We start from the raw sequence: 19643 nt of genomic DNA, 5'->3' as shown, positions 1-19643 counted from the left end.
TATGTATCAAAATTATAAAAACGTAGAATTTGTAAAACCAAGTGGTCTTGATTTAAAAGACCGTTTGGTTAGTGTTAATCGTGTAACTAAAGTAACTAAAGGTGGGCGTGCTTTCGGATTCTCAGCTGTAGTTGTAGTAGGTGACGAGAACGGTGTAGTGGGTCATGGTTTAGGTAAATCAAAAGATGTTTCTGAAGCAATCGCTAAAGCGGTGGAAGATGCTAAGAAAAACTTAGTAAGAATTCCTTTGAATGGTCATACTATTCCTCACGAACAAAAAGGTAAATTCAGTGGAGCAAGAGTATTATTGATGCCTGCATCTTTGGGTACTGGAGTAATTGCTGGAGGTTCTGTGAGAGCAGTTGTAGAATCAGTAGGGATTAAAGATTTATTATCAAAATCTCAGGGTTCTTCTAACCCACACAACGTGGTTAAAGCTACTTTCGATGCTTTATTACGCTTAAGAAGTGCTTCTACAGTTGCAAAACAAAGAGGAATTTCTTTAGAAAAAGTATTTAAAGGTTAATTTGAAGGAAGTTATGTCAAGAATAAAAGTAAAACAAGTAAAAAGCCAAATCAACTGTCCTCTTATTCAAAAGAGAACATTAGAGGCTTTAGGACTTCGTAAAATTGGACAAGTAGTGGAGCATGAAGCTTCAAGTGCAATTTTAGGAATGGTAAAAAAAGTTCAACACTTAGTTTCTGTAGAAGAAATTAAATAATTTTGTAAAGTATGAATTTAAGTAATTTACAGCCAGCAAACGGTTCAGTACACAACCAAAACAAACGAGTTGGTCGTGGTGAAGGTTCTGGAAAAGGAGGAACTTCTACAAAAGGACATAAGGGAGCAAAATCACGTTCAGGATATTCTAAAAAGATCGGATTTGAAGGAGGGCAAATGCCACTTCAAAGACGTGTACCAAAATTTGGTTTCAAAAATATTAATAGAGTTGAGTACAACGTTGTTAACTTAGAAACTTTACAAGGTTTGGTTGATAATGGAGTAGTTACAGATACTGTAGATTTCGCTCTTTTAGTAGATTTAGGTTTAGCTTCTAAAAATGGTTTAGTGAAGGTTTTAGGACGTGGCGAATTAAAAGCTAAATTAAAAGTTTCTGCTCATAAATTTTCAGCTTCTGCTAAACAAGCAATCGAAGCTGTAGGAGGAGAAATTGTAACGTTATAAAATCTTAGTAAACAAGATGAAGAAGTTTTTTGAAACATTAGCCAATATTTGGAAAATTGAAGAACTAAAAAATAAAATTCTAATTACATTAGGATTATTACTTGTGTACCGATTCGGTACACAAGTTACTCTTCCAGGTATTGACGCTACAAAATTGCAAGCTTTAACAGAGCAAACTAATCAAGGTGTTGGTTGGTTAATAAATGTGTTTACAGGGGGAGCGTTCTCGCAAGCTTCTGTTTTCGCATTAGGTATTATGCCTTATATTTCTGCTTCCATTGTAGTACAGTTGATGGGAATCGCGGTTCCTTATCTTCAAAAACTGCAAAATGATGGAGAAAGCGGTAGAAAGAAAATGAACCAAATTACGCGATGGTTGACAATTGGTATCACCTTGTTACAAGGGCCAAGTTACATTTATAATTTGTACTTGCAGTTGCCATCAGATGCATTTTTGCTAGGTTTCGATTCTTTCTCATTCTTGTTTTCTTCAGTAATTATACTAGTTACCGGAACTATTTTTGCAATGTGGTTAGGTGAAAAAATTACTGATAAAGGTATTGGAAATGGGATCTCATTGTTAATTATGGTTGGTATTATCGCAAGATTGCCAATGGCGTTCGTTCAAGAGTTTCAATCGAGAACAACTGAAAGTAGTAATGGTGGTCTTATGTTGGTGGTGATTGAAGTAATTTTATGGTTGTTAATCATTATTGCTTGTATTTTATTGACGCTTGCTGTTAGAAGGATTCCTGTTCAATATGCAAGAAGAAGTGCTTCTGGAACTTATGATCAATCAATGTTAGGTGGTAACCGTCAATGGATACCTTTAAAGCTTAACGCATCTGGAGTAATGCCAATCATCTTCGCTCAAGCGATTATGTTTGTGCCAGCAGCAGTTGCTGGATTATCAACTTCGGATACTGCAAAATCTATAAGTACAACCTTCCATAATGTATTTGGTTGGGAGTATAATTTACTTTTTGCTTTATTAATCATAATTTTTACGTACTTTTACACCGCAATTACAGTACCTACTAATAAGATGGCTGATGATTTGAAACGAAGTGGAGGATTTATACCTGGTGTTAGACCAGGAACAGAAACTGCGGATTTCTTAGACAGAATCATGTCTTTGATTACTTTCCCAGGTTCGTTATTCTTAGCTTTGATCGCTGTTTTTCCTGCAATAATGAAAACAGTGATAGGTGTTCAAGATCATTGGGCTATGTTTTATGGTGGAACATCGTTACTAATTATGGTTAGTGTTGTAATTGATACTATCCAACAAATAAACTCATACTTGTTAAATAAACAGTATGATAGTATGATGACTAGTGGTAAAAATAGAAGAGCAATAGCTTAATTTTTATGGCAAAACAAGCAGCAATAGAACAAGACGGAGCAATCGTAGAAGCGTTATCAAATGCAATGTTCCGTGTAGAATTAGAAAATGGACATGTCGTAATTGCTCATATCTCTGGTAAGATGCGTATGCACTATATTAAGTTACTACCAGGTGATAGAGTAAAATTGGAAATGAGTCCTTACGATCTGACCAAAGCAAGAATTACTTATAGATATTAAAGAGGCTATTAAAATGAAAGTAAGAGCATCAGTTAAAAAAAGAAGTGCCGAGTGCATTATAGTACGTAGAAAAGGTAGACTTTACGTTATTAATAAAAAGAATCCTAGATTTAAACAAAGACAAGGATAATTATGGCAAGAATCGCAGGGGTAGATATACCTAAACACAAAAGAGGAGTTATTGCTTTAACTTATATCTTCGGAATTGGTTCAAGCAGAGCTAAAGAAATTCTTGAAAAAGCAAACGTTAGCGAAGATAAAAAAGTTCTAGATTGGAACGATGATGAAATCGGAGCAATTCGTGAAGCTGTAGCTCACTACACTATTGAAGGTGAATTAAGATCTGAAATTTCTTTAAACATCAAACGTTTAATGGATATCGGATGTTATAGAGGAATCCGTCATAGAGCTGGTCTTCCATTAAGAGGACAAAGAACTAAGAATAACTCTAGAACTAGAAAAGGTAAAAGAAAAACTGTTGCTAACAAGAAAAAAGCAACTAAATAATAAGTAGTAATATGGCTAAAGCGAATACAAAAAAACGTAAAGTACTTGTTGAATCAACAGGTGAGGCTCATATTAATGCGACGTTTAACAATATCATCATTTCATTGACTAATAAAAAAGGTGAAGTGATTTCTTGGTCATCTGCAGGTAAAATGGGATTCAGAGGTTCTAAAAAGAACACTCCATACGCTGCTCAAATGGCTGCAGAAGATTGCGGTAAAGTTGCACTTGAGGCAGGACTTAAAAAAGTTAAAGTTTATGTAAAAGGACCTGGAAATGGTAGAGAATCTGCTATCAGATCATTACATAACGGTGGAATTGAAGTAACTGAGATTATCGATATTACTCCAATCCCTCATAATGGATGTCGTCCTCCTAAGAGAAGAAGAGTTTAATTTATAGTATAACCAAAGGTAGGAATAGATTATCGGAGGAAAGTGACCTGAATTCATAATCCCTACCTTTTTTTAATTTTTAGAAATGGCAAGATATACTGGTCCACAAACTAAGATCGCTCGTAAATTCGGCGAAGCTATTTTCGGAGATGATAAATCTTTCGAAAAAAGAAATTACCCTCCAGGACAACACGGATTAGCAAAAAAACGCGGAAAAAAATCTGAGTATGCTATCCAGTTAATGGAGAAACAAAAAGCTAAATATACTTACGGTATTTTAGAAAAACAATTCCGTAACCTTTACAAACAAGCAGCTGCTGCTCGTGGAGTTACTGGTGAAGTTTTGATTCAATTATGTGAGTCAAGATTAGACAACGTTGTATTCAGAATGGGTATCGCTCCTTCTCGTCGTGCAGCTCGTCAAGTTGTTTCTCACAGACACATTACTGTAAACGGAGAGGTGGTTAATATCCCTTCTTATCAACTAAAACCTGGTGATAAAGTTGCAGTTCGTGAAAAATCTAAAACTCTAGAAATTATCGAACGTTCGTTATCTAATTCTAGTGCTGTTTATGAGTGGATTACTTGGAATCCTGAAACTTTAGAAGGTACTTTCGTAAATGTACCACAAAGACTTCAAGTTCCTGAAAACATCAAAGAACAGTTAATCGTAGAGTTGTACAACAAATAATAATTGACATTCAGTCGAAACAAATATGGCAATATTTAATTTTCAAAAGCCCGATAAAGTTATCATGATTGATTCGACCGATTTTAAAGGTAAATTCGAATTTAGACCTTTAGAACCGGGATATGGATTGACTATTGGTAATGCATTAAGAAGAGTTCTTCTATCTTCACTTGAAGGATATGCTATTACTTCAGTTCGTATAGAAGGTGTAGATCATGAGTTTTCTACTATAGCAGGTGTTGTTGAGGATGTAACTGAAATCATTCTTAACTTAAAACAAGTTCGTTTCAAACGTCAAATCGAAGATGTTGATAATGAAACTGTAAGTATCTCTTTTTCTGGTAAAGAACAAATGACTGCTGGTGATTTCCAAAAGTTCATTTCAAGTTTCCAGATCTTGAACCCAGATCTTGTAATTTGTAATTTAGATGCTAACGTGTCTATTACATTAGATTTGACGATTGAGAAAGGAAGAGGGTACGTTGCTGCTGAAGAGAATAGAAAGCCAAATGCACCTATCGGAACTATCTTTACTGATTCAATTTATACTCCAGTTAAGAACGTTAAGTATGCTATTGAAAACTATCGTGTAGAGCAAAAAACTGATTACGAAAAATTGGTTTTTGATATTATCACTGATGGTTCTATTCATCCAAAGGATGCTTTAACTGAAGCAGCAAAAACTTTGATTCATCATTTTATGCTGTTCTCTGACGAAAGAATTACTTTAGAGGCTGATGAAATTGCTCAAACTGAGTCTTATGATGAAGAATCATTACATATGAGACAGCTTCTAAAAACTAAATTGGTAGATTTAGATCTTTCAGTTCGAGCATTGAATTGTTTAAAAGCGGCTGAAGTAGATACATTAGGAGATTTAGTTTCATTTAACAAAAACGATTTAATGAAGTTTAGAAACTTTGGTAAAAAATCTTTATCAGAGTTAGAGGAACTAGTTGCAGTTAAAGGGCTAAATTTTGGTATGGATCTATCAAAATACAAATTAGATAAAGAATAATGTAGGCTGTGAAGTCTAAATTCTAGAAAGCAATGAGACACGGAAAAAAAATAAATCATTTAGGTAGAAAAGCTGGTCATAGAAATTCTATGTTAGCGAATATGGCTTGTTCTTTAATCGAGCACAAGCGTATCAATACTACTGTTGCTAAAGCTAAAGCTTTAAAGCAGTTTATTGAGCCATTAGTAACTAAAGCAAAAACTGACGATACTCATAATCGTCGTGTTGTTTTCTCTTACTTAAGACATAAAGATGCTGTAACTGAATTATTCAGAGAAGTAGCTGTAAAAGTTGGAGATCGCCCAGGTGGATATACACGTATCATTAAATTGGGTAACCGTTTAGGAGATAACGCAGATATGGCTATGATTGAATTCGTTGATTTTAACGAAATTTACAATGTAGCTAAGAAAGAAGCTAAGAAATCTACTCGTAGAGGGAAGAAAAAAGCTACTGAAGCTGATGCACCTGCTGTAGAGGCTACTAATGCTGAAACTAATGAATAGTATTACAATAACATATTGTAATTTATGATATAAAAAAGACATTCTTTTTAAGAATGTCTTTTTTTTTATTCTATTTTTGCCACAAATTCAATACAACTAAATTATAATGGAATACAATAAAAGAGATGAAGCTATCATAGTTCTATATGATGGTACTGTTTTTTACGGTAAATCTGTTGGTATTAAGGGTACCGCTTACGGTGAAATCTGTTTCAATACAGGGATGACTGGTTATCAAGAAATTTTTACAGATCCTTCTTACTATGGTCAAATCATGTTATCAACTACCGCACATATTGGTAATTATGGTGTTAATAGTGAAGAAGTAGATTCAGACAGTATTAAAATAGCCGGCTTGGTTTGTAAGAATTTTAGTTTTTACCACTCAAGACCTAATTCTTTGTCTGATTTGTATACTTATTTAGAAGAGCATCAGCTTGTCGCTGTATCTGATGTAGATACACGTGCATTAACTGCTTATATTCGCGATAATGGCGCTATGAATGCTGTGATTTCTACAGATGGAAAATCTATTGAGGAGTTGCGCGCTCTTGTTAAGAGTATTCCTAGTATGGATGGGCTTGAGCTTGCTTCTAAAGTATCTACTAAAGAACCTTATTACTTTGGAGATCAGAATGCGCGTTTTCGCGTAGCAGCTTTGGATTTTGGAATCAAAACTAATATTTTACGTTGTTTAAGTGAGCGTGATTGTTTTGTAAAGGTATTTCCTTATGATTCTTCTTACGAAGAATTGATGGCTTTTAAACCAGATGGTATTTTCTTGTCGAACGGACCTGGTGACCCAAGTGCTTTAGGTAAGTTAGGAGTATTGTCTGTTGTAGAATCGATTTTAGAAGGAGATTTGCCAGTATTTGGTATTTGCTTAGGGCATCAGTTAATTGGTTTGTCGCAAGGAGTTAATACTTTTAAAATGTTTAGTGGGCATAGAGGAGTTAATCACCCTATTTTAAATACGATTACAGGTCGTGGAGAGATTACTTCTCAAAATCACGGATTTGCTGTTATTAAAGAGGATGTGACTGCTAATGGTAATTTTGAAATATCACATCTACATTTGAATGATGGTACTGTAGCAGGTATGAGAATGAAGAATAAGGATGTATTTTCTGTGCAATATCACCCAGAATCTTCTCCGGGGCCACATGATTCAAGATATTTATTTGACGAATTTGTTGAGAATATGTCAAAAAGAAAGTAGCTAGTATTTTAGCTACTTTTTTTATGGTTTTAAGTTATTGGAAAAGAGATTGAGGAATTTATTAATTCATTATTTTATTCGTAAATTTGTTAATACTAAATTTTAAGACACAAAAAAGATATGGGTACAATTGTTAGTGTTCACGCACGTCAGATTTTAGATTCTAGGGGGAATCCTACTGTAGAAGTTGATGTAATCACAGATGGTGGTTTTATTGGTAGAGCAGCTGTTCCATCAGGTGCTTCAACTGGAGAACATGAAGCTGTTGAATTACGTGATGGTGGAAAGGCATTCATGGGCAAAGGCGTTATGAAAGCTGTTGAAAATGTTAATTCTATTATAGCTGAAGAAGTTGTAGGATTAAGTGTTTTTGATCAAAATGCAATTGATCAGTTGATGATTGATTTAGACGGTACTTCGAATAAAGGTAAATTAGGTGCTAATGCTATTTTAGGTGTTTCTTTAGCAGTAGCAAAAGCTGCTGCAGCTGAATTAGGTATGCCTTTATATCGTTATGTAGGTGGTGTTTCTGCTAATACATTGCCAGTTCCAATGATGAATATCATTAATGGTGGTTCTCACTCTGATGCTCCTATTGCTTTTCAAGAGTTTATGATCATGCCTGTAAAGGCTCAGAATTTTAGTCATGCTATGCAAATGGGAACTGAAATTTTTCACAACTTGAAGAAAGTATTACACGATCGTGGTTTAAGTACAGCTGTTGGTGATGAAGGAGGTTTTGCACCTACTTTAAAAGGTACTGAAGATGCATTAGACTCTATTAAATTAGCTGTTGAAAAAGCTGGTTATAAATTCGGTGATGAAGTTATGATTGCTTTAGATTGTGCAGCTTCTGAGTTTTATGTTGATGGCAAATATGATTACACTAAGTTTGAAGGCGATAAAGGAAAAGTTAGATCTGCTAAAGAACAGGCTGATTATTTAGCTGAGTTAGCTTCTAAGTACCCAATTATTTCAATTGAAGATGGTATGTATGAAGATGACTGGGAAGGATGGAAATACTTAACTGAAAAAATTGGTGATAAAGTACAGTTAGTGGGTGATGATCTATTTGTTACTAATGTTGAACGTTTAGAGAGAGGTATCAATCAAAATATTGGTAACTCTATTTTAATTAAAGTGAATCAAATTGGTACTTTAACTGAAACTATTGCTGCTGTGAATATGGCGAAAAATGCAGGATATACTTCTGTAATGTCTCATAGATCTGGAGAAACTGAAGATAGTACTATTGCAGATTTAGCTGTAGCATTAAATTGTGGTCAGATTAAAACTGGTTCTGCGTCAAGATCAGATCGTATGGCAAAATACAACCAGCTGTTGAGAATAGAAGAAGAATTAGGAGATGTAGCTTATTATCCTCAATCTAAAGCTTTTAAAGTAAAATAGATAAATCTTTAAATATATACGGCCTTATTGAAAAATAAGGCCGTATTTTTTTTATACTATTTTAAGTATTTTAGTATTGATTCTTCAATACACTTTATAACCTTTTTTTGTTAGGATAAACACAATGTAAAAGAGTTGTGATAATGATTTTAGTCGTTTTTTATGCTATTTTTTAACTTGTATGTATGCATATTAATTCTTACCTTTCCTACTGAAAACGTTTTGAATGTTTAAAACATAAGAAAAATAGAAAACTAGTAAAAAAAATAAAATAATAACAATATGTCTAAAACAGCTTATATAGAGGTTGATGGCCAAAGACACGAATTTCCTGTTATAGTAGGTACTGAGAATGAAGTAGCTATTGATATCTTGAAATTACGTGCTTTAACTGGAGCTATCACTTATGACCCTGGTTATAAAAATTCAGGTTCTTGTCAAAGTGCAATAACTTATCTTGATGGAGAAAACGGAATTCTAAGATATAGAGGGTATTCGATTGAAGATTTAGCAACAAATTCAAATTTCTTAGAAGTTGCTTATTTAATTATTTTTGGTGAGTTACCAACTAAGGCTGAAATCGAACAATTTGAAAAAGATATTCGCAAGTATTCATTAGTTAATGAAGAGATGAAGAATATTATTGATGGTTTTCCTAAAACGGCTCACCCGATGGGAGTTTTAGCTTCTTTGACTAGTGCTTTGACTGCTTTTAATCCTAAAGTTGTTAATGCAGATTGTAAAAAAGATTTGTATGAGGCTGTATGTAAAACCATGAGTAAATTCTTGGTTATTGCAACTTGGACATATAGAAAAGCTAAAGGGTATCCTTTAAATTATTATGATAACACGCAAAGTTACGTTGATAACTTTTTGAGATTAATGTTTGCGTTGCCAACTGAACCTTATGAAATTGATCCTGTTGTAAAAAATGCAATTGACAAGTTATTTATTTTGCATGCAGATCACGAACAAAACTGTTCTACGTCAACAGTGCGTATAGTTGGATCTTCACACGCTGGTTTGTTTGCTTCGATTTCTGCTGGAGTGTCTGCACTTTGGGGACCATTACATGGAGGAGCAAATCAAGCTGTTCTTGAAATGTTAGAAGCAATTCAGAATGATGGTGGTGATGTTGAGAAATATATTGCTAAAGCTAAGGATAAAGATGATCCTTTCCGTTTAATGGGATTTGGACATAGAGTGTATAAGAACTTTGATCCTCGTGCTCGTATCATTAAGAAAGCTGCTGATGAAGTATTAGGTAAATTAGGAGTAGATGATCCAGTTTTAGATATTGCTAAAAAGTTAGAAGAGGCAGCATTGAAAGATCCTTATTTTGTAGAAAGACATTTGTATCCAAATGTTGATTTTTACTCAGGTATTATCTATAGAGCGTTGGGAATTCCTACAGAAATGTTCACTGTAATGTTTGCTATAGGACGTTTACCAGGATGGATTGCTCAATGGAAAGAGATGAGAATAAACAAAGAACCTATTGGAAGACCACGCCAAGTTTATGTAGGTGAACCATTAAGAGAGTTTGTTTCTATCGATAAAAGATAATTTATTATCAGAGTATCTAAAAGCTGTATTTGTTAATGCAGCTTTTTTTATTGTCAAACTTTAGGATACACGTTTTTAGTATTGTTTTTTCCTATATTTGTGGAAAACACAAAGATATGTTACAGTTAAATGTAAAGAATGAAACTGCTCGTTTGCGGGCTGTGGTCCTTGGTACAGCTACCAGTAATGGACCCACACCAACTTTAGAAGAGGCTTATGATCCTAAATCATTAGAACATATTAAAGCAGGTACGTATCCTGTAGAAAGAGATATGGTCAATGAGATGGAGGCTTTTAATAAGGTTTTTCAAAAATATGATGTTAAAGTATTTAGACCAGAAATTATACAAGACTATAATCAAATTTTCACTCGTGATATTGGTTTCGTAATTGATGATAAGTTTATAAAGGCGAATATATTACCTGATAGAGATCGTGAGCTTGATGCAATACATGAAGTTTTAGACCAGATTAATCCCCAAAATATTATATCAGCACCTGAGGAAGTGCATTTCGAAGGTGGCGATGTAATGTTGTGGAATGATTATGTATTTATTGGTACATATAAAAGACCAGATTATAAATCACATATTACAGCTAGAACTAATAAAGAAGGTGTGGAGTTTATTCGAGATTTGTTTCCAAATAAAAAAGTATTGAGCTTTGATTTGGTGAAATCAAAAGTAGAGCCTCGTGATAATGCATTGCACTTAGATTGTTGTTTTCAACCAGTAGGGCTTGATAAAGCAATTATCTATAAAGGAGGTTTTTATGATGAAGCAGAGTATAGTGAGTTGGTGAAAATTTTTGGAATGGAAAATTTATTTCATATTGAAAGAGAGGAAATGTATCATATGTTTTCTAATGTTTTTTCAATTTCTCCTGATGTTGTTGTTTCTGAAAAGAATTTTACAAGATTGAACCAATGGCTCAGAAATAATAACTTTACAGTAGAAGAGATTCCTTATGCTGAGATTGCCAAGCAAGAAGGGCTTTTGAGATGTTCTACTTTACCGTTAATTCGCGATTAATTTTATTTATATGTTACAGACTACTAATACAATTTTAATGATACGCCCTGTTGCTTTTCGTATGAATGAGCAAACAGCAGTCAATAATTACTACCAAAAAGTTTTAGATAATCTTACACCTGCAACTGTTAATGCAAAAGCTCAAGAAGAATTTGATGCTTTTGTTGCTAAATTGCGAGCAGTAGGTGTTGATGTTATTGTTGTCGATGATACTGTTGAACCAGATACTCCGGATAGCATTTTCCCGAATAACTGGATTTCCTTTCACGAATCAGGTGAGATTGTTTTATATCCTATGTTCGCTGAGAATAGGAGATTAGAACGCCGTGAGGATATTTTAGATCTATTAGAGGAGAAAGGTTTTGAGATTACGGATGTATGGGATTATACTTCTGCGGAAGAAGATGATTTATTTTTAGAGGGTACAGGTAGTTTATTGTTAGATCGCAAGAATGAAAAAGCTTATTGTGCTTTATCTCCTCGTGCAGATGAAAGTTTAGTTATTGAGTTTTGCGAGGATTTTGATATGCATCCAATCATTTTTGAAGCATTTCAAAATGTTAATGGAGAGAGAAAACATATTTATCATACTAATGTGATGATGTGTTTAGCTGAGACATTTGCTGTAATTTGTGCTGATTGTATTGATGATAAACAAGAGCGAAAATTAGTTTTAAATCAATTGAAAGATTCTGGAAAGGAAGTAATTACTATTTCCGAAGAGCAAGTGAATAACTTTGCAGGTAATATGTTGCAAGTTAAAGGAACTAATGATGAGCTTTTCTTAGTAATGTCTACTCAAGCTTATAATAGTTTAACGAAGGAGCAGGTAAAAGCAATAGAGAAACACTGCTCTATCTTACACAGTAGTCTTGATACGATCGAGGCTTGTGGCGGTGGTAGTGCACGTTGTATGATGGCTGAAGTATTCCTTCCTAAAAACTAAGAGATACTATATAAAACGCATAACAAGATGTTATGCGTTTTTTTTATTTCTTTTTATTATTTAAAATGAGTTTAAATAATATTAATTATTATATTTGCATCAAACAAAATCAAATAGAGTAAATAAAAATATGGCTCATAAATTGGGATTAATACTTGGTTTATTTTCTTTAACATCGTTAATAGGTTATAGTCAAGATACACTTACAACTCCTAAACAAAAGTTAGAAGAAATTGTTATTTCAGGACAATACAACCCACAATCAATAAATAAGGCTATTAATAATGTTACAATTGTTAACCGTCAAAGAATTGAAAATCTTGGTGCAGTTACTCTAGCAGATGCTTTGAATCAAGTGATGAATATCTCAATCTTGCCAAACGCAAAGTCGGGTAGGTCATCCGTAAAAATGTTTGGATTAGATGGTCAGTATTTTACTATTCTAATTGACAATATTCCGATGATTAGCGATGAGGGTTTTGGTAATAATACTGATTTGACTCAGATTAATTTGGATGATGTTGAGCGTATTGAGATCGTTGAGGGTGCTATGGGGGTTGATTATGGTGCAAATGCTGTTACAGGTATAATTAATATTATTACGAAGAAAAGTAATATTCACGATTGGAATGTAAGAGCTTTTATTCAAGAAGAATCTGTAGGGAAGGAATATAATCTTAAGAACAAAGGTAAACACGTTCAAGGATTAACGCTAAGTCATAATATTAATGATAACCTTTTTGCTAGTTTGTCTTATACACATAATGATTTTAAAGGTTGGTATGATGATCGTAAGGGGTTTACATATTATGGAGACGAGAATAAAAGGGGGCATGAATGGCTTCCTAAGAATCAGAATAATGTAAAGGGTTTATTGACATATCACAAAGATTCTTACCGTGTTTTTTACAAGTTTGAATACTTTAACGAACGCATGAAGAATTACAATAAGTTATTTGAAGTTAACGAAGATCCAACTTTTGATACTTCGGATCCAATAGCCTTAGATAGAATAAATAATACAAAAAGGTGGTCTAATATTCTTAATACTGTAGGAAATGTTAATGATCTGTTTCGATTTGATCTATCCTTTTCTTATCAGAAACAAGAAAAAGAAGTTGATTTGTATCGTTATAGAATTAGGTATGATGAAAAGTTTGACAGATCTAAGTACCGAACAGAAAGTAGAGAGGTGTTTTTCTCCAGAGGTACTTTTAGTGATTTTATTAAATGGGAGAGAGCTAAGTTTCAAGTAGGTTATGAAATTACTGAGAATAAAGGTTATTCAAGTATGACGGAATCTTTTGGTGAAACTCCTCAGAGAAAATCTATTGGTAGTTATGATTTCTATGCATCGTCTGAAATTAATGTTCTTCCTAAGTTAACTTTGAGACCAGGATATCGTTTGATGACTTCGAATTTGTTCGATAGTCAGCACCAATTTAATGTTGTTGCCAAGTATATTCTACCTGGAGATTATGAATTAAGAGCTACTGTAGGAACATCTCCAAGATTACCTAATTATGAGGAGTTGTATACTTATTTCGTTGATGTAAATCATGATTTACAAGGTAACCCTAATTTAACACCTGAAAAAGGTAAGACTTTTTTTATGAACATTAAGAAAAGTATTGAGTTAGGCAATGATGTGGAAGTTTCTACAAATTTAACAGGAAGATATCTTGTAGTTGATGATAAAATAGATGTAATTGAAGTTGTGTCACCAGAGGGATTGAAGTTTAAATATGAAAATGTTGATAAATACAGAAATCTTGGTATTACATTCTTAAATCAATTGTCGTGGAATAATTTGGATTTAGGTATAGGATTCACTCTTTCAGGAGCTGCTCAGCAAATCTACGGAGCACCTGATGCTACGGATAAGTTTTTGTATACTCCTGAAGTTACAGCAAATGTGAGTTATCGTTTACCAAAATGGAATACTTCTCTGTCTCTATACTATAAGTATAATGGGGAAGAAACAAAATATAAGATGGAGAGTGATTTAACAGGAGATTATTATATTAAAGGAAAGCAGGAAAGCTATTCATGGCTTGATTTTACAATTCGTCAACCTTTTTTGGATCGAAAACTTGTGACAACATTAGGGGTTAGAAACATATTTGATATTACTGATATTAAGTCTAGTACTAGTTCTGGAACAGCTCATGCAGGTGGAGCTTCCTCAATTCCTTTGGGATATGGAAGAAGTTTCTTTGTTAAGCTACAATATGATTTAGGTTTTTAAATTTTTGAATATATGGAGAGTGTTTTTAAACACATATTATCACTTATTATTATTAGTACTTTATTTGTTTCATGCGAAAAGGATTCAAGTAACGGAAATAGTGAATCAAGGGAATTTATTGTTGCATTTCAAGAACAGTCTATTATTTATGAAAATATAAAAGAGGACAGAGAAATCGTTATGAACTTTTCTGATGTTGCCGAAGAAGATGGTACTGTTGAAATTGTTTTTCATGAAATCAATGCTACTTATGGTATCGATTATCGTTTGTACCCGGAGGCAAATAACAATAGATTAGTAGTCCCTTTTAAAAAAGGTACAAGAACTGTAAGTTTTCAATTTAAGAATTTAATCTATCCTTTTGATCGCAGAGATAAAACAATTCAGTTTCATATAGATAAGGTTAATTATAGTATAAAAGAACCTTCTATTAAAGGATACAGCTCGATGGTTATTACATTCGACGCTGCTCTTGGAGGAGTAATCTCTCCTAATTTGGGAGGCCCAAATGAAGAAAATCAGGTTTATGTTGATTTAGGTGGTATTGCTACTTACGAGGTAAAGAGAGATTCTTGGGATTTAGCTTTTTTTAGTGGAAACGAGCATGTTGTCAAACTCAATAGCTCTATTTATATGGCTGCTGGAGAATTTGATAGTGTTAATCTTGATCAAGTAACTGAAGGTCAATTAGAGTCTCTTAAACAGTCTGTTCAAATAGGTACTTTTGATGCTACTAATGTGAAATACATTGATTTTCCAGATGGAGATCTTAATAAAACTGCTATCTCTAAAGTTAAGAATGAAGACAATGAAAATAAAGTTTTTCTTTTGAATTTAGGATTTAAACCAGGTATAAATGATGGCGTATCAGTCGGTTCGGTGAATGTTAGTGGTGAATCTAGAGGATGGATGAAAGTTAGAATATTGAAACGTGACAATGGATATTTATTGCAGTATGCACGTCTTAATGAGAAGACACACCAAGAAGTTCTTATTACTAAGAACAATGCTTATAATTTTCAATTTTTTAGCTTTGATAGTGAATCATTAGTCGCTGTTGAACCAAGTAAAGGTAAATGGGATTTAAACTTTACAGTATTTACTAATACAGTTGATCAACAGGGAACTCCTAAAGGATCATATGGTTTTTCAGACTTTATTTTGCATAATCGTTATGGCGGTGTCCTTGCTTATAGAGTTAAAATGCCATTACATAATAAAGATTACTATAAGAGTTTTAGCAAAGAAGATGTTGAAGAGAATCTATTTAGTGATGATTTGCGTACAATAGGAAGTACATGGAGAGATGTAGCAAATGATAAAATTCTTTATAAGGATGTATTTTATGTTGTACGTGATAGTAAAGGAAACTTCTATAAGTTTAAAATGTTAAGTTTGAGAGATGAGAAAGGAAATAGAGGATTTCCAAAGTTTGAATACAGATTACTTGAATAAGTAGTTTTAAAATATTAAAAAGTTACATGGAGATTTGTTGTCGCGCTCTTTGTAAGTGATTCAATTGAATTACAAATAGCATTTTGTATTTGTTGTTTATTGAGTTGTTAGTTTATTTTTGTTAGAAGAACCCCAAGTATGTCGCACTTGGGGTTTTTTATTTTCTTCTAATTTTCCCAGGAGTGATACCGTAGCTTCGCTTAAATGCAGTTGTAAAATGTTGTACATATTGATAACCACATAAAACAGCTATTTCTTTAATTGGTTGATCTGTGTTTTCTAATAATGCTTTGGCTCTTGCCATTCTTAGTTTGTATAGGTATCCAAAGACAGTCAAATTAAATTCTTCTTTAAATTCTTTTTTTAACTTGAAATCATTCATACCGACTTGACTCGATAGTTCAGAGAGCGTTAGAGGTGATTGAAGGTTTTGTTCTATTAAGTATTTTGCAAATTGTAAACTCTCTTTTTCTTTTTTATTGCTAATGTAGTTTTTTGTGTTTAGCGTATTGTACTGTTCAAGTTGAAGGAGAATTAGTTCATAAGTGGGTATTCCGGTCTAAACTGAACAGGTAATTCCGGTTTAAACTGAACAGGTAATTCCAGTTTAAACTGAACAGGTAATTCCGGTGCAAACTGAACAGGTAATTCCGGCCTAAACTGAACAGGTAATTCCGGTCTAAACTGAACAGGTAATTCCGGTGCAAACTGAACAGGTATTTCCGGTGCAAACTGAACAGATGATTCCGGTGCAAACTGAACAGTTCTGAGCTTAGTTTTTTAGTGTAAATTGTGATTAAAAATCACAAAGTTATGGCTAATAAACCTATCTCAACGACCATGATAAAAAGTATCATTAAGATGAAAATCAAAGAAATTTCTAATTCTAGAATCGCATCTAGTTTAGGAATTTCAAGAACTACATTGATTAAATATGTAGATAATATTTGTAAATCAGGGCTTAGTTTTGGTGAATTAGACAAATTAAGTGAAAAAGATTTAGCAGATTTATTCCATACTCCTAATCTGCTGACAGAAATCAAAAACGATAAGGTTACTACAGATCTACTAGAGTATTTTCCCTATGTAGATAGAATGTTACCACAAGTAGGTTTTACAAGATTAATACTATGGGAGCAATACAAAGAGAAATACCCTGAAGGGGTCCAATATAGTAGGTTTTGTGAGGCTTATAGTAATTGGTGTGCTCAAGGAAAAGGTTATGTACCTATTGAACATAAAGCAGGTGAAAAGCTATTCATTGACTATGCTGGCAAAAAATTAGAAATTGTATGCCCACAAACAGGAAATATTAGTAAAGTAGAAGTTTTTGTAGCCACTCTAGGCGCTAGTCAATATACTTATGTAGAGGCTTGTGCAAGTCAAAAAGCCCCTGATTTTATAAAAAGTATTGAAAATGCATTACACTATTTTGGTGGTGTACCTAATTGTATTGTACCAGATAACCTAAAGTCAGCAGTAATTAAACCACACCGTATTGAACCAGAATTAAATCAGCAACTATTAAAATTTGCCATGCATTATGATACCACTATAATGCCTGCTAGGGTCAGAAAACCTAAGGATAAATCTCCAGTGGAAATGGCAGTTAATATTACCTATAGCCGAATCTACACCAAACTACATGGTCAGATATTTTTCAGTATAAATCAGCTAAACACAGCTATTAAAAAACTTTTAAAGCCTTACAATGACTATCCTTTTCAGAAGAAACAAAGCAGCCGAACAGAGATGTTCTTGGATTTTGAAAAACAAGCTCTTAAAGCTTTACCAATCGATTTATATCCAATTAAAACTTATAAAACAGCTACTGTATTAAAAAACTATCACGTTGATTTTAGAGAGGATAAACACCACTACAGTGTTCCATATCAGTACTTAGGAAAGAAAGTAACTCTTATTGTAGATCAAAATATTGTTGAAATCTATCATAACTATCAACGCATTGCTGTTCATCCTCGTAATAGGAGAACTAGTGGATACTCAACCTTAAAGGAGCATTTACCGCCAAAAAGTCAATATAATGCAGGTTGGAGTGAAGAGTATTTTATTAGTTGGGCCAATAAAATAGGCCCTGAAACAAAAGCTTTTATTGGGAAAATACTGCACAAACAAACCTTTGTAGAACAGAGCTTTAAATCATGTATAGCTGTTTTGTCCTTTGCTAGTAAAGTAGGGAATTCTAGACTAAACTTAGCTTGTAAACGAGCGTTAGCTTATGAACATATAAGCTATAAGGCTATTGAAAATATTTTAAAAAACGGATTAGATCAACAGGAATTAGAACAAAACTTACAAGCTATACCCCAACATGAGAATATCAGAGGGAATAATTATTTTAACTAAATCTTTATGTTTATGAATGTTAATGCAACAATTGAAAAAATGCAAAAACTTAGGCTTAATGGTATGAAAAGAGCCTATGAATCATCCTTAGAAACTAAAGCTATAGACTCTTTTACCAATGACGAGTTTATAGCCTGGTTAGTTGAGGCAGAAGATAACCAAAGAAATAATGATAAGACTCAGCGGCTTATAAAAAATGCTAGATTCCACTATCAAGCTAGTTTACAAGAGGTAAAGTTTACTGCTGAGAGAAACTTAGATAAAAACACTTTTATAAGATTATCTGATTGTAGTTTTATTGATCGAAATCAAAATATCATTATTACTGGTTGTACTGGAACAGGGAAAAGCTACTTAGCTACTGCACTAGGCTTCCAAAGCTGTGTAGCTGGTTATAAAGTAAAATACTACAATTTAGGTAAATTATTACATCGTTTGGCTATGACTAAAGCTGATGGTAGTTATTTAAAAGAATTGCTAAAATTAAGCGCCACTGATGTACTTATTTTAGATGATTTTGGATTACAACCCATTACTGGTGATAAGCAACTTATACTAATGGATATTATTGAGGATCGTAATCATCATAAGACAACTATCTTTTGCTCACAATTACCTGTAAAAGCATGGCATGATTTATTTTCAGAAAAAACAATTGCAGATGCGTTTTTAGATAGAATAATTCACTCTGCTATTCGCTTTGAATTAGAAGGAGAATCTCTCAGAAAAATAATCAAAAAATAATAACTCTTTTTAGCTATATTTATACTACTAAAAAACAAGGCGAAGAACTGTCCACTTTCACACTGGAATACACTGTTCACTTTCACACCGGAATAGGCTGTTCACTTTCAGTGGAATATTCAATAAGCTTTTATTTCTAAAAAAGATCTTTTTAGTTCTCCAAATTTGTTACAATTACACATTTGAAATATTGTATTGTACATTTCGGATGTGATAGGCATATTATCGTTGAATAACTTAGTAGTAAAATCTTGATTTTCTGATTTAAAAAGTAATCCTATTTCTCTATAGTTGATTATTATACGATCTACAAATTCTTTACTGACAATAATTTCTAAATACTGATTATTAATGTTTCGATCATTAGTACTATATATACCATACAAGTTTTTATGACAATAAATATTATGTTCTCCTTTGTTAAATGTAAATTTTGGCGCTTTATTGGCTTTTGTTGAATAGAATTGTGAATAACCATCTAGGCAAAAATGCATTTCATAGTATGGTTTTGAAGTAATGAGTTCAACCGTTATTTCTTTTTTAGAATGTAGTTTTCCTATAGATATAACCATATCGTTATAATAATATTCTTGAATTTGATTTGTAAGTATGGATGAGACACTGACGGAGATATTGTTCTCGTACTTCATGTGATAAGGTTTTAAAAGCGTGATATAATCTCTGTCTACAAGAATTTCGTTTGTTATTGTGTTTCGAAGAGTCATTTTCATAAATAATCCGTTTGACGTAATTTTTTTATTTTTTGC

The 19643-nt window shown here is 33.0% G+C and carries 22 protein-coding genes; 20 read left to right on the top strand and 2 right to left on the bottom strand.

The features are described from left to right. Position 1: 1 nt before the first annotated feature. From rpsE to NWE55_RS04625, 18 genes are all read left to right on the top strand, one after another. Positions 2–526: a 30S ribosomal protein S5 gene (gene rpsE / locus NWE55_RS04710; RefSeq protein WP_155034705.1), complete on the top strand. Its 525-nt coding sequence runs from the start codon at positions 2–4 to the stop codon at positions 524–526. Positions 527–539: 13 nt separating this feature from the next. After that, positions 540–722 carry a 50S ribosomal protein L30 gene (rpmD, locus tag NWE55_RS04705; protein ID WP_155091401.1) on the top strand — a complete coding sequence of 61 codons (183 nt, stop codon included), beginning with the start codon at positions 540–542 and terminating at the stop codon, positions 720–722. A gap of 11 nt (positions 723–733) precedes the next feature. Next, the gene (rplO, locus tag NWE55_RS04700; protein ID WP_155091402.1) at positions 734–1186 is read left to right on the top strand and encodes a 50S ribosomal protein L15; all 453 of its coding nucleotides are present in this window, start codon (positions 734–736) and stop codon (positions 1184–1186) included. A gap of 16 nt (positions 1187–1202) precedes the next feature. After that, positions 1203–2552, top strand: coding sequence for a preprotein translocase subunit SecY (gene secY, locus NWE55_RS04695; RefSeq protein WP_155091403.1), 1350 nt, complete (start codon positions 1203–1205; stop codon positions 2550–2552). Positions 2553–2557: 5 nt separating this feature from the next. Next, a complete protein-coding gene (infA, locus tag NWE55_RS04690) occupies positions 2558–2773 on the top strand; it encodes a translation initiation factor IF-1 (protein WP_155091404.1) in 216 nt (71 codons plus the stop codon). Positions 2774–2786: 13 nt separating this feature from the next. After that, entirely contained in the window at positions 2787–2903 is a 117-nt protein-coding gene (ykgO, locus tag NWE55_RS04685) for a type B 50S ribosomal protein L36 (protein WP_002987490.1), read from the top strand. Positions 2904–2905: 2 nt separating this feature from the next. Next, a complete protein-coding gene (gene rpsM, locus NWE55_RS04680) occupies positions 2906–3280 on the top strand; it encodes a 30S ribosomal protein S13 (RefSeq protein WP_155091405.1) in 375 nt (124 codons plus the stop codon). An 11-nt stretch (positions 3281–3291) separates the two neighbouring features. Then, entirely contained in the window at positions 3292–3675 is a 384-nt protein-coding gene (rpsK, locus tag NWE55_RS04675) for a 30S ribosomal protein S11 (protein ID WP_155091406.1), read from the top strand. An 85-nt stretch (positions 3676–3760) separates the two neighbouring features. Continuing rightward, entirely contained in the window at positions 3761–4366 is a 606-nt protein-coding gene (gene rpsD / locus NWE55_RS04670; protein ID WP_155091407.1) for a 30S ribosomal protein S4, read from the top strand. Positions 4367–4391: 25 nt separating this feature from the next. After that, entirely contained in the window at positions 4392–5384 is a 993-nt protein-coding gene (locus NWE55_RS04665; protein ID WP_155091408.1) for a DNA-directed RNA polymerase subunit alpha, read from the top strand. Between the two features lie 32 nt (positions 5385–5416). Beyond that, a complete protein-coding gene (gene rplQ / locus NWE55_RS04660; protein ID WP_155091409.1) occupies positions 5417–5890 on the top strand; it encodes a 50S ribosomal protein L17 in 474 nt (157 codons plus the stop codon). A gap of 106 nt (positions 5891–5996) precedes the next feature. Then, a complete protein-coding gene (carA, locus tag NWE55_RS04655; RefSeq protein ID WP_155091410.1) occupies positions 5997–7109 on the top strand; it encodes a glutamine-hydrolyzing carbamoyl-phosphate synthase small subunit in 1113 nt (370 codons plus the stop codon). A 120-nt stretch (positions 7110–7229) separates the two neighbouring features. After that, positions 7230–8519 (top strand): phosphopyruvate hydratase, encoded by a 1290-nt coding sequence (eno, locus tag NWE55_RS04650; RefSeq protein ID WP_155091411.1) that lies wholly within the window; start codon positions 7230–7232, stop codon positions 8517–8519. Positions 8520–8801: 282 nt separating this feature from the next. Further along, complete coding sequence (locus tag NWE55_RS04645) at positions 8802–10085, top strand: citrate synthase (RefSeq protein ID WP_155091412.1); 1284 nt, start codon at positions 8802–8804, stop codon at positions 10083–10085. A 116-nt stretch (positions 10086–10201) separates the two neighbouring features. Continuing rightward, positions 10202–11116, top strand: coding sequence for a dimethylarginine dimethylaminohydrolase family protein (locus NWE55_RS04640; RefSeq protein ID WP_155091413.1), 915 nt, complete (start codon positions 10202–10204; stop codon positions 11114–11116). A 10-nt stretch (positions 11117–11126) separates the two neighbouring features. Then, entirely contained in the window at positions 11127–12062 is a 936-nt protein-coding gene (gene ctlX / locus NWE55_RS04635; RefSeq protein WP_155091414.1) for a citrulline utilization hydrolase CtlX, read from the top strand. A gap of 130 nt (positions 12063–12192) precedes the next feature. Continuing rightward, positions 12193–14310, top strand: a complete 2118-nt coding sequence (locus tag NWE55_RS04630; protein WP_155091415.1) for a TonB-dependent receptor plug domain-containing protein — start codon at positions 12193–12195, stop codon at positions 14308–14310. Positions 14311–14322: 12 nt separating this feature from the next. Next, on the top strand, positions 14323–15765 hold the full coding sequence (locus tag NWE55_RS04625; RefSeq protein WP_155091416.1) for an HmuY family protein: 1443 nt from the start codon (positions 14323–14325) through the stop codon (positions 15763–15765). A gap of 157 nt (positions 15766–15922) precedes the next feature. On the opposite strand, the gene NWE55_RS04620 is transcribed toward NWE55_RS04625, so the two are convergent. Then, positions 15923–16204 (bottom strand): helix-turn-helix transcriptional regulator, encoded by a 282-nt coding sequence (locus tag NWE55_RS04620; RefSeq protein WP_258204720.1) that lies wholly within the window; start codon positions 16202–16204, stop codon positions 15923–15925. 374 nt (positions 16205–16578) lie between these two features. Between NWE55_RS04620 and istA the strand changes: the two genes are divergently transcribed. Next, positions 16579–18132 carry an IS21 family transposase gene (istA, locus tag NWE55_RS04615; RefSeq protein WP_038988475.1) on the top strand — a complete coding sequence of 518 codons (1554 nt, stop codon included), beginning with the start codon at positions 16579–16581 and terminating at the stop codon, positions 18130–18132. Positions 18133–18144: 12 nt separating this feature from the next. After that, positions 18145–18876 carry an IS21-like element helper ATPase IstB gene (gene istB / locus NWE55_RS04610; protein WP_016649259.1) on the top strand — a complete coding sequence of 244 codons (732 nt, stop codon included), beginning with the start codon at positions 18145–18147 and terminating at the stop codon, positions 18874–18876. 119 nt (positions 18877–18995) lie between these two features. Here the strand turns inward: istB and NWE55_RS04605 are convergent, their stop codons facing one another. After that, a complete protein-coding gene (locus NWE55_RS04605) occupies positions 18996–19607 on the bottom strand; it encodes a hypothetical protein (protein WP_258204640.1) in 612 nt (203 codons plus the stop codon). Positions 19608–19643: the final 36 nt, after the last annotated feature.

It is taken from the genome of Myroides albus (assembly GCF_024722315.1).
Lineage (GTDB): Bacteria > Bacteroidota > Bacteroidia > Flavobacteriales > Flavobacteriaceae > Flavobacterium > Flavobacterium album_A.
This window is presented reverse-complemented; position numbering and strand designations above follow the sequence as displayed.

What these genes read in the sequence shown, in the direction of transcription:
- rplQ (WP_155091409.1), top strand. Translation starts at nt 5,417, where the DNA reads ATGAGACACGGAAAAAAAATAAATCATTTAGGTAGAAAAGCTGGTCAT.
- rpmD (WP_155091401.1), top strand. Translation starts at nt 540, where the DNA reads ATGTCAAGAATAAAAGTAAAACAAGTAAAAAGCCAAATCAACTGTCCT.
- istA (WP_038988475.1), top strand. Translation starts at nt 16,579, where the DNA reads ATGGCTAATAAACCTATCTCAACGACCATGATAAAAAGTATCATTAAG.
- secY (WP_155091403.1), top strand. Translation starts at nt 1,203, where the DNA reads ATGAAGAAGTTTTTTGAAACATTAGCCAATATTTGGAAAATTGAAGAA.
- rpsK (WP_155091406.1), top strand. Translation starts at nt 3,292, where the DNA reads ATGGCTAAAGCGAATACAAAAAAACGTAAAGTACTTGTTGAATCAACA.
- NWE55_RS04630 (WP_155091415.1), top strand. Translation starts at nt 12,193, where the DNA reads ATGGCTCATAAATTGGGATTAATACTTGGTTTATTTTCTTTAACATCG.
- NWE55_RS04605 (WP_258204640.1), bottom strand. Translation starts at nt 19,607, where the DNA reads ATGAAAATGACTCTTCGAAACACAATAACAAACGAAATTCTTGTAGAC.
- NWE55_RS04645 (WP_155091412.1), top strand. Translation starts at nt 8,802, where the DNA reads ATGTCTAAAACAGCTTATATAGAGGTTGATGGCCAAAGACACGAATTT.
- infA (WP_155091404.1), top strand. Translation starts at nt 2,558, where the DNA reads ATGGCAAAACAAGCAGCAATAGAACAAGACGGAGCAATCGTAGAAGCG.
- carA (WP_155091410.1), top strand. Translation starts at nt 5,997, where the DNA reads ATGGAATACAATAAAAGAGATGAAGCTATCATAGTTCTATATGATGGT.
- NWE55_RS04625 (WP_155091416.1), top strand. Translation starts at nt 14,323, where the DNA reads ATGGAGAGTGTTTTTAAACACATATTATCACTTATTATTATTAGTACT.
- ctlX (WP_155091414.1), top strand. Translation starts at nt 11,127, where the DNA reads ATGTTACAGACTACTAATACAATTTTAATGATACGCCCTGTTGCTTTT.
- NWE55_RS04640 (WP_155091413.1), top strand. Translation starts at nt 10,202, where the DNA reads ATGTTACAGTTAAATGTAAAGAATGAAACTGCTCGTTTGCGGGCTGTG.
- eno (WP_155091411.1), top strand. Translation starts at nt 7,230, where the DNA reads ATGGGTACAATTGTTAGTGTTCACGCACGTCAGATTTTAGATTCTAGG.
- rpsD (WP_155091407.1), top strand. Translation starts at nt 3,761, where the DNA reads ATGGCAAGATATACTGGTCCACAAACTAAGATCGCTCGTAAATTCGGC.
- rplO (WP_155091402.1), top strand. Translation starts at nt 734, where the DNA reads ATGAATTTAAGTAATTTACAGCCAGCAAACGGTTCAGTACACAACCAA.
- NWE55_RS04665 (WP_155091408.1), top strand. Translation starts at nt 4,392, where the DNA reads ATGGCAATATTTAATTTTCAAAAGCCCGATAAAGTTATCATGATTGAT.
- istB (WP_016649259.1), top strand. Translation starts at nt 18,145, where the DNA reads ATGAATGTTAATGCAACAATTGAAAAAATGCAAAAACTTAGGCTTAAT.
- ykgO (WP_002987490.1), top strand. Translation starts at nt 2,787, where the DNA reads ATGAAAGTAAGAGCATCAGTTAAAAAAAGAAGTGCCGAGTGCATTATA.
- rpsM (WP_155091405.1), top strand. Translation starts at nt 2,906, where the DNA reads ATGGCAAGAATCGCAGGGGTAGATATACCTAAACACAAAAGAGGAGTT.
- rpsE (WP_155034705.1), top strand. Translation starts at nt 2, where the DNA reads ATGTATCAAAATTATAAAAACGTAGAATTTGTAAAACCAAGTGGTCTT.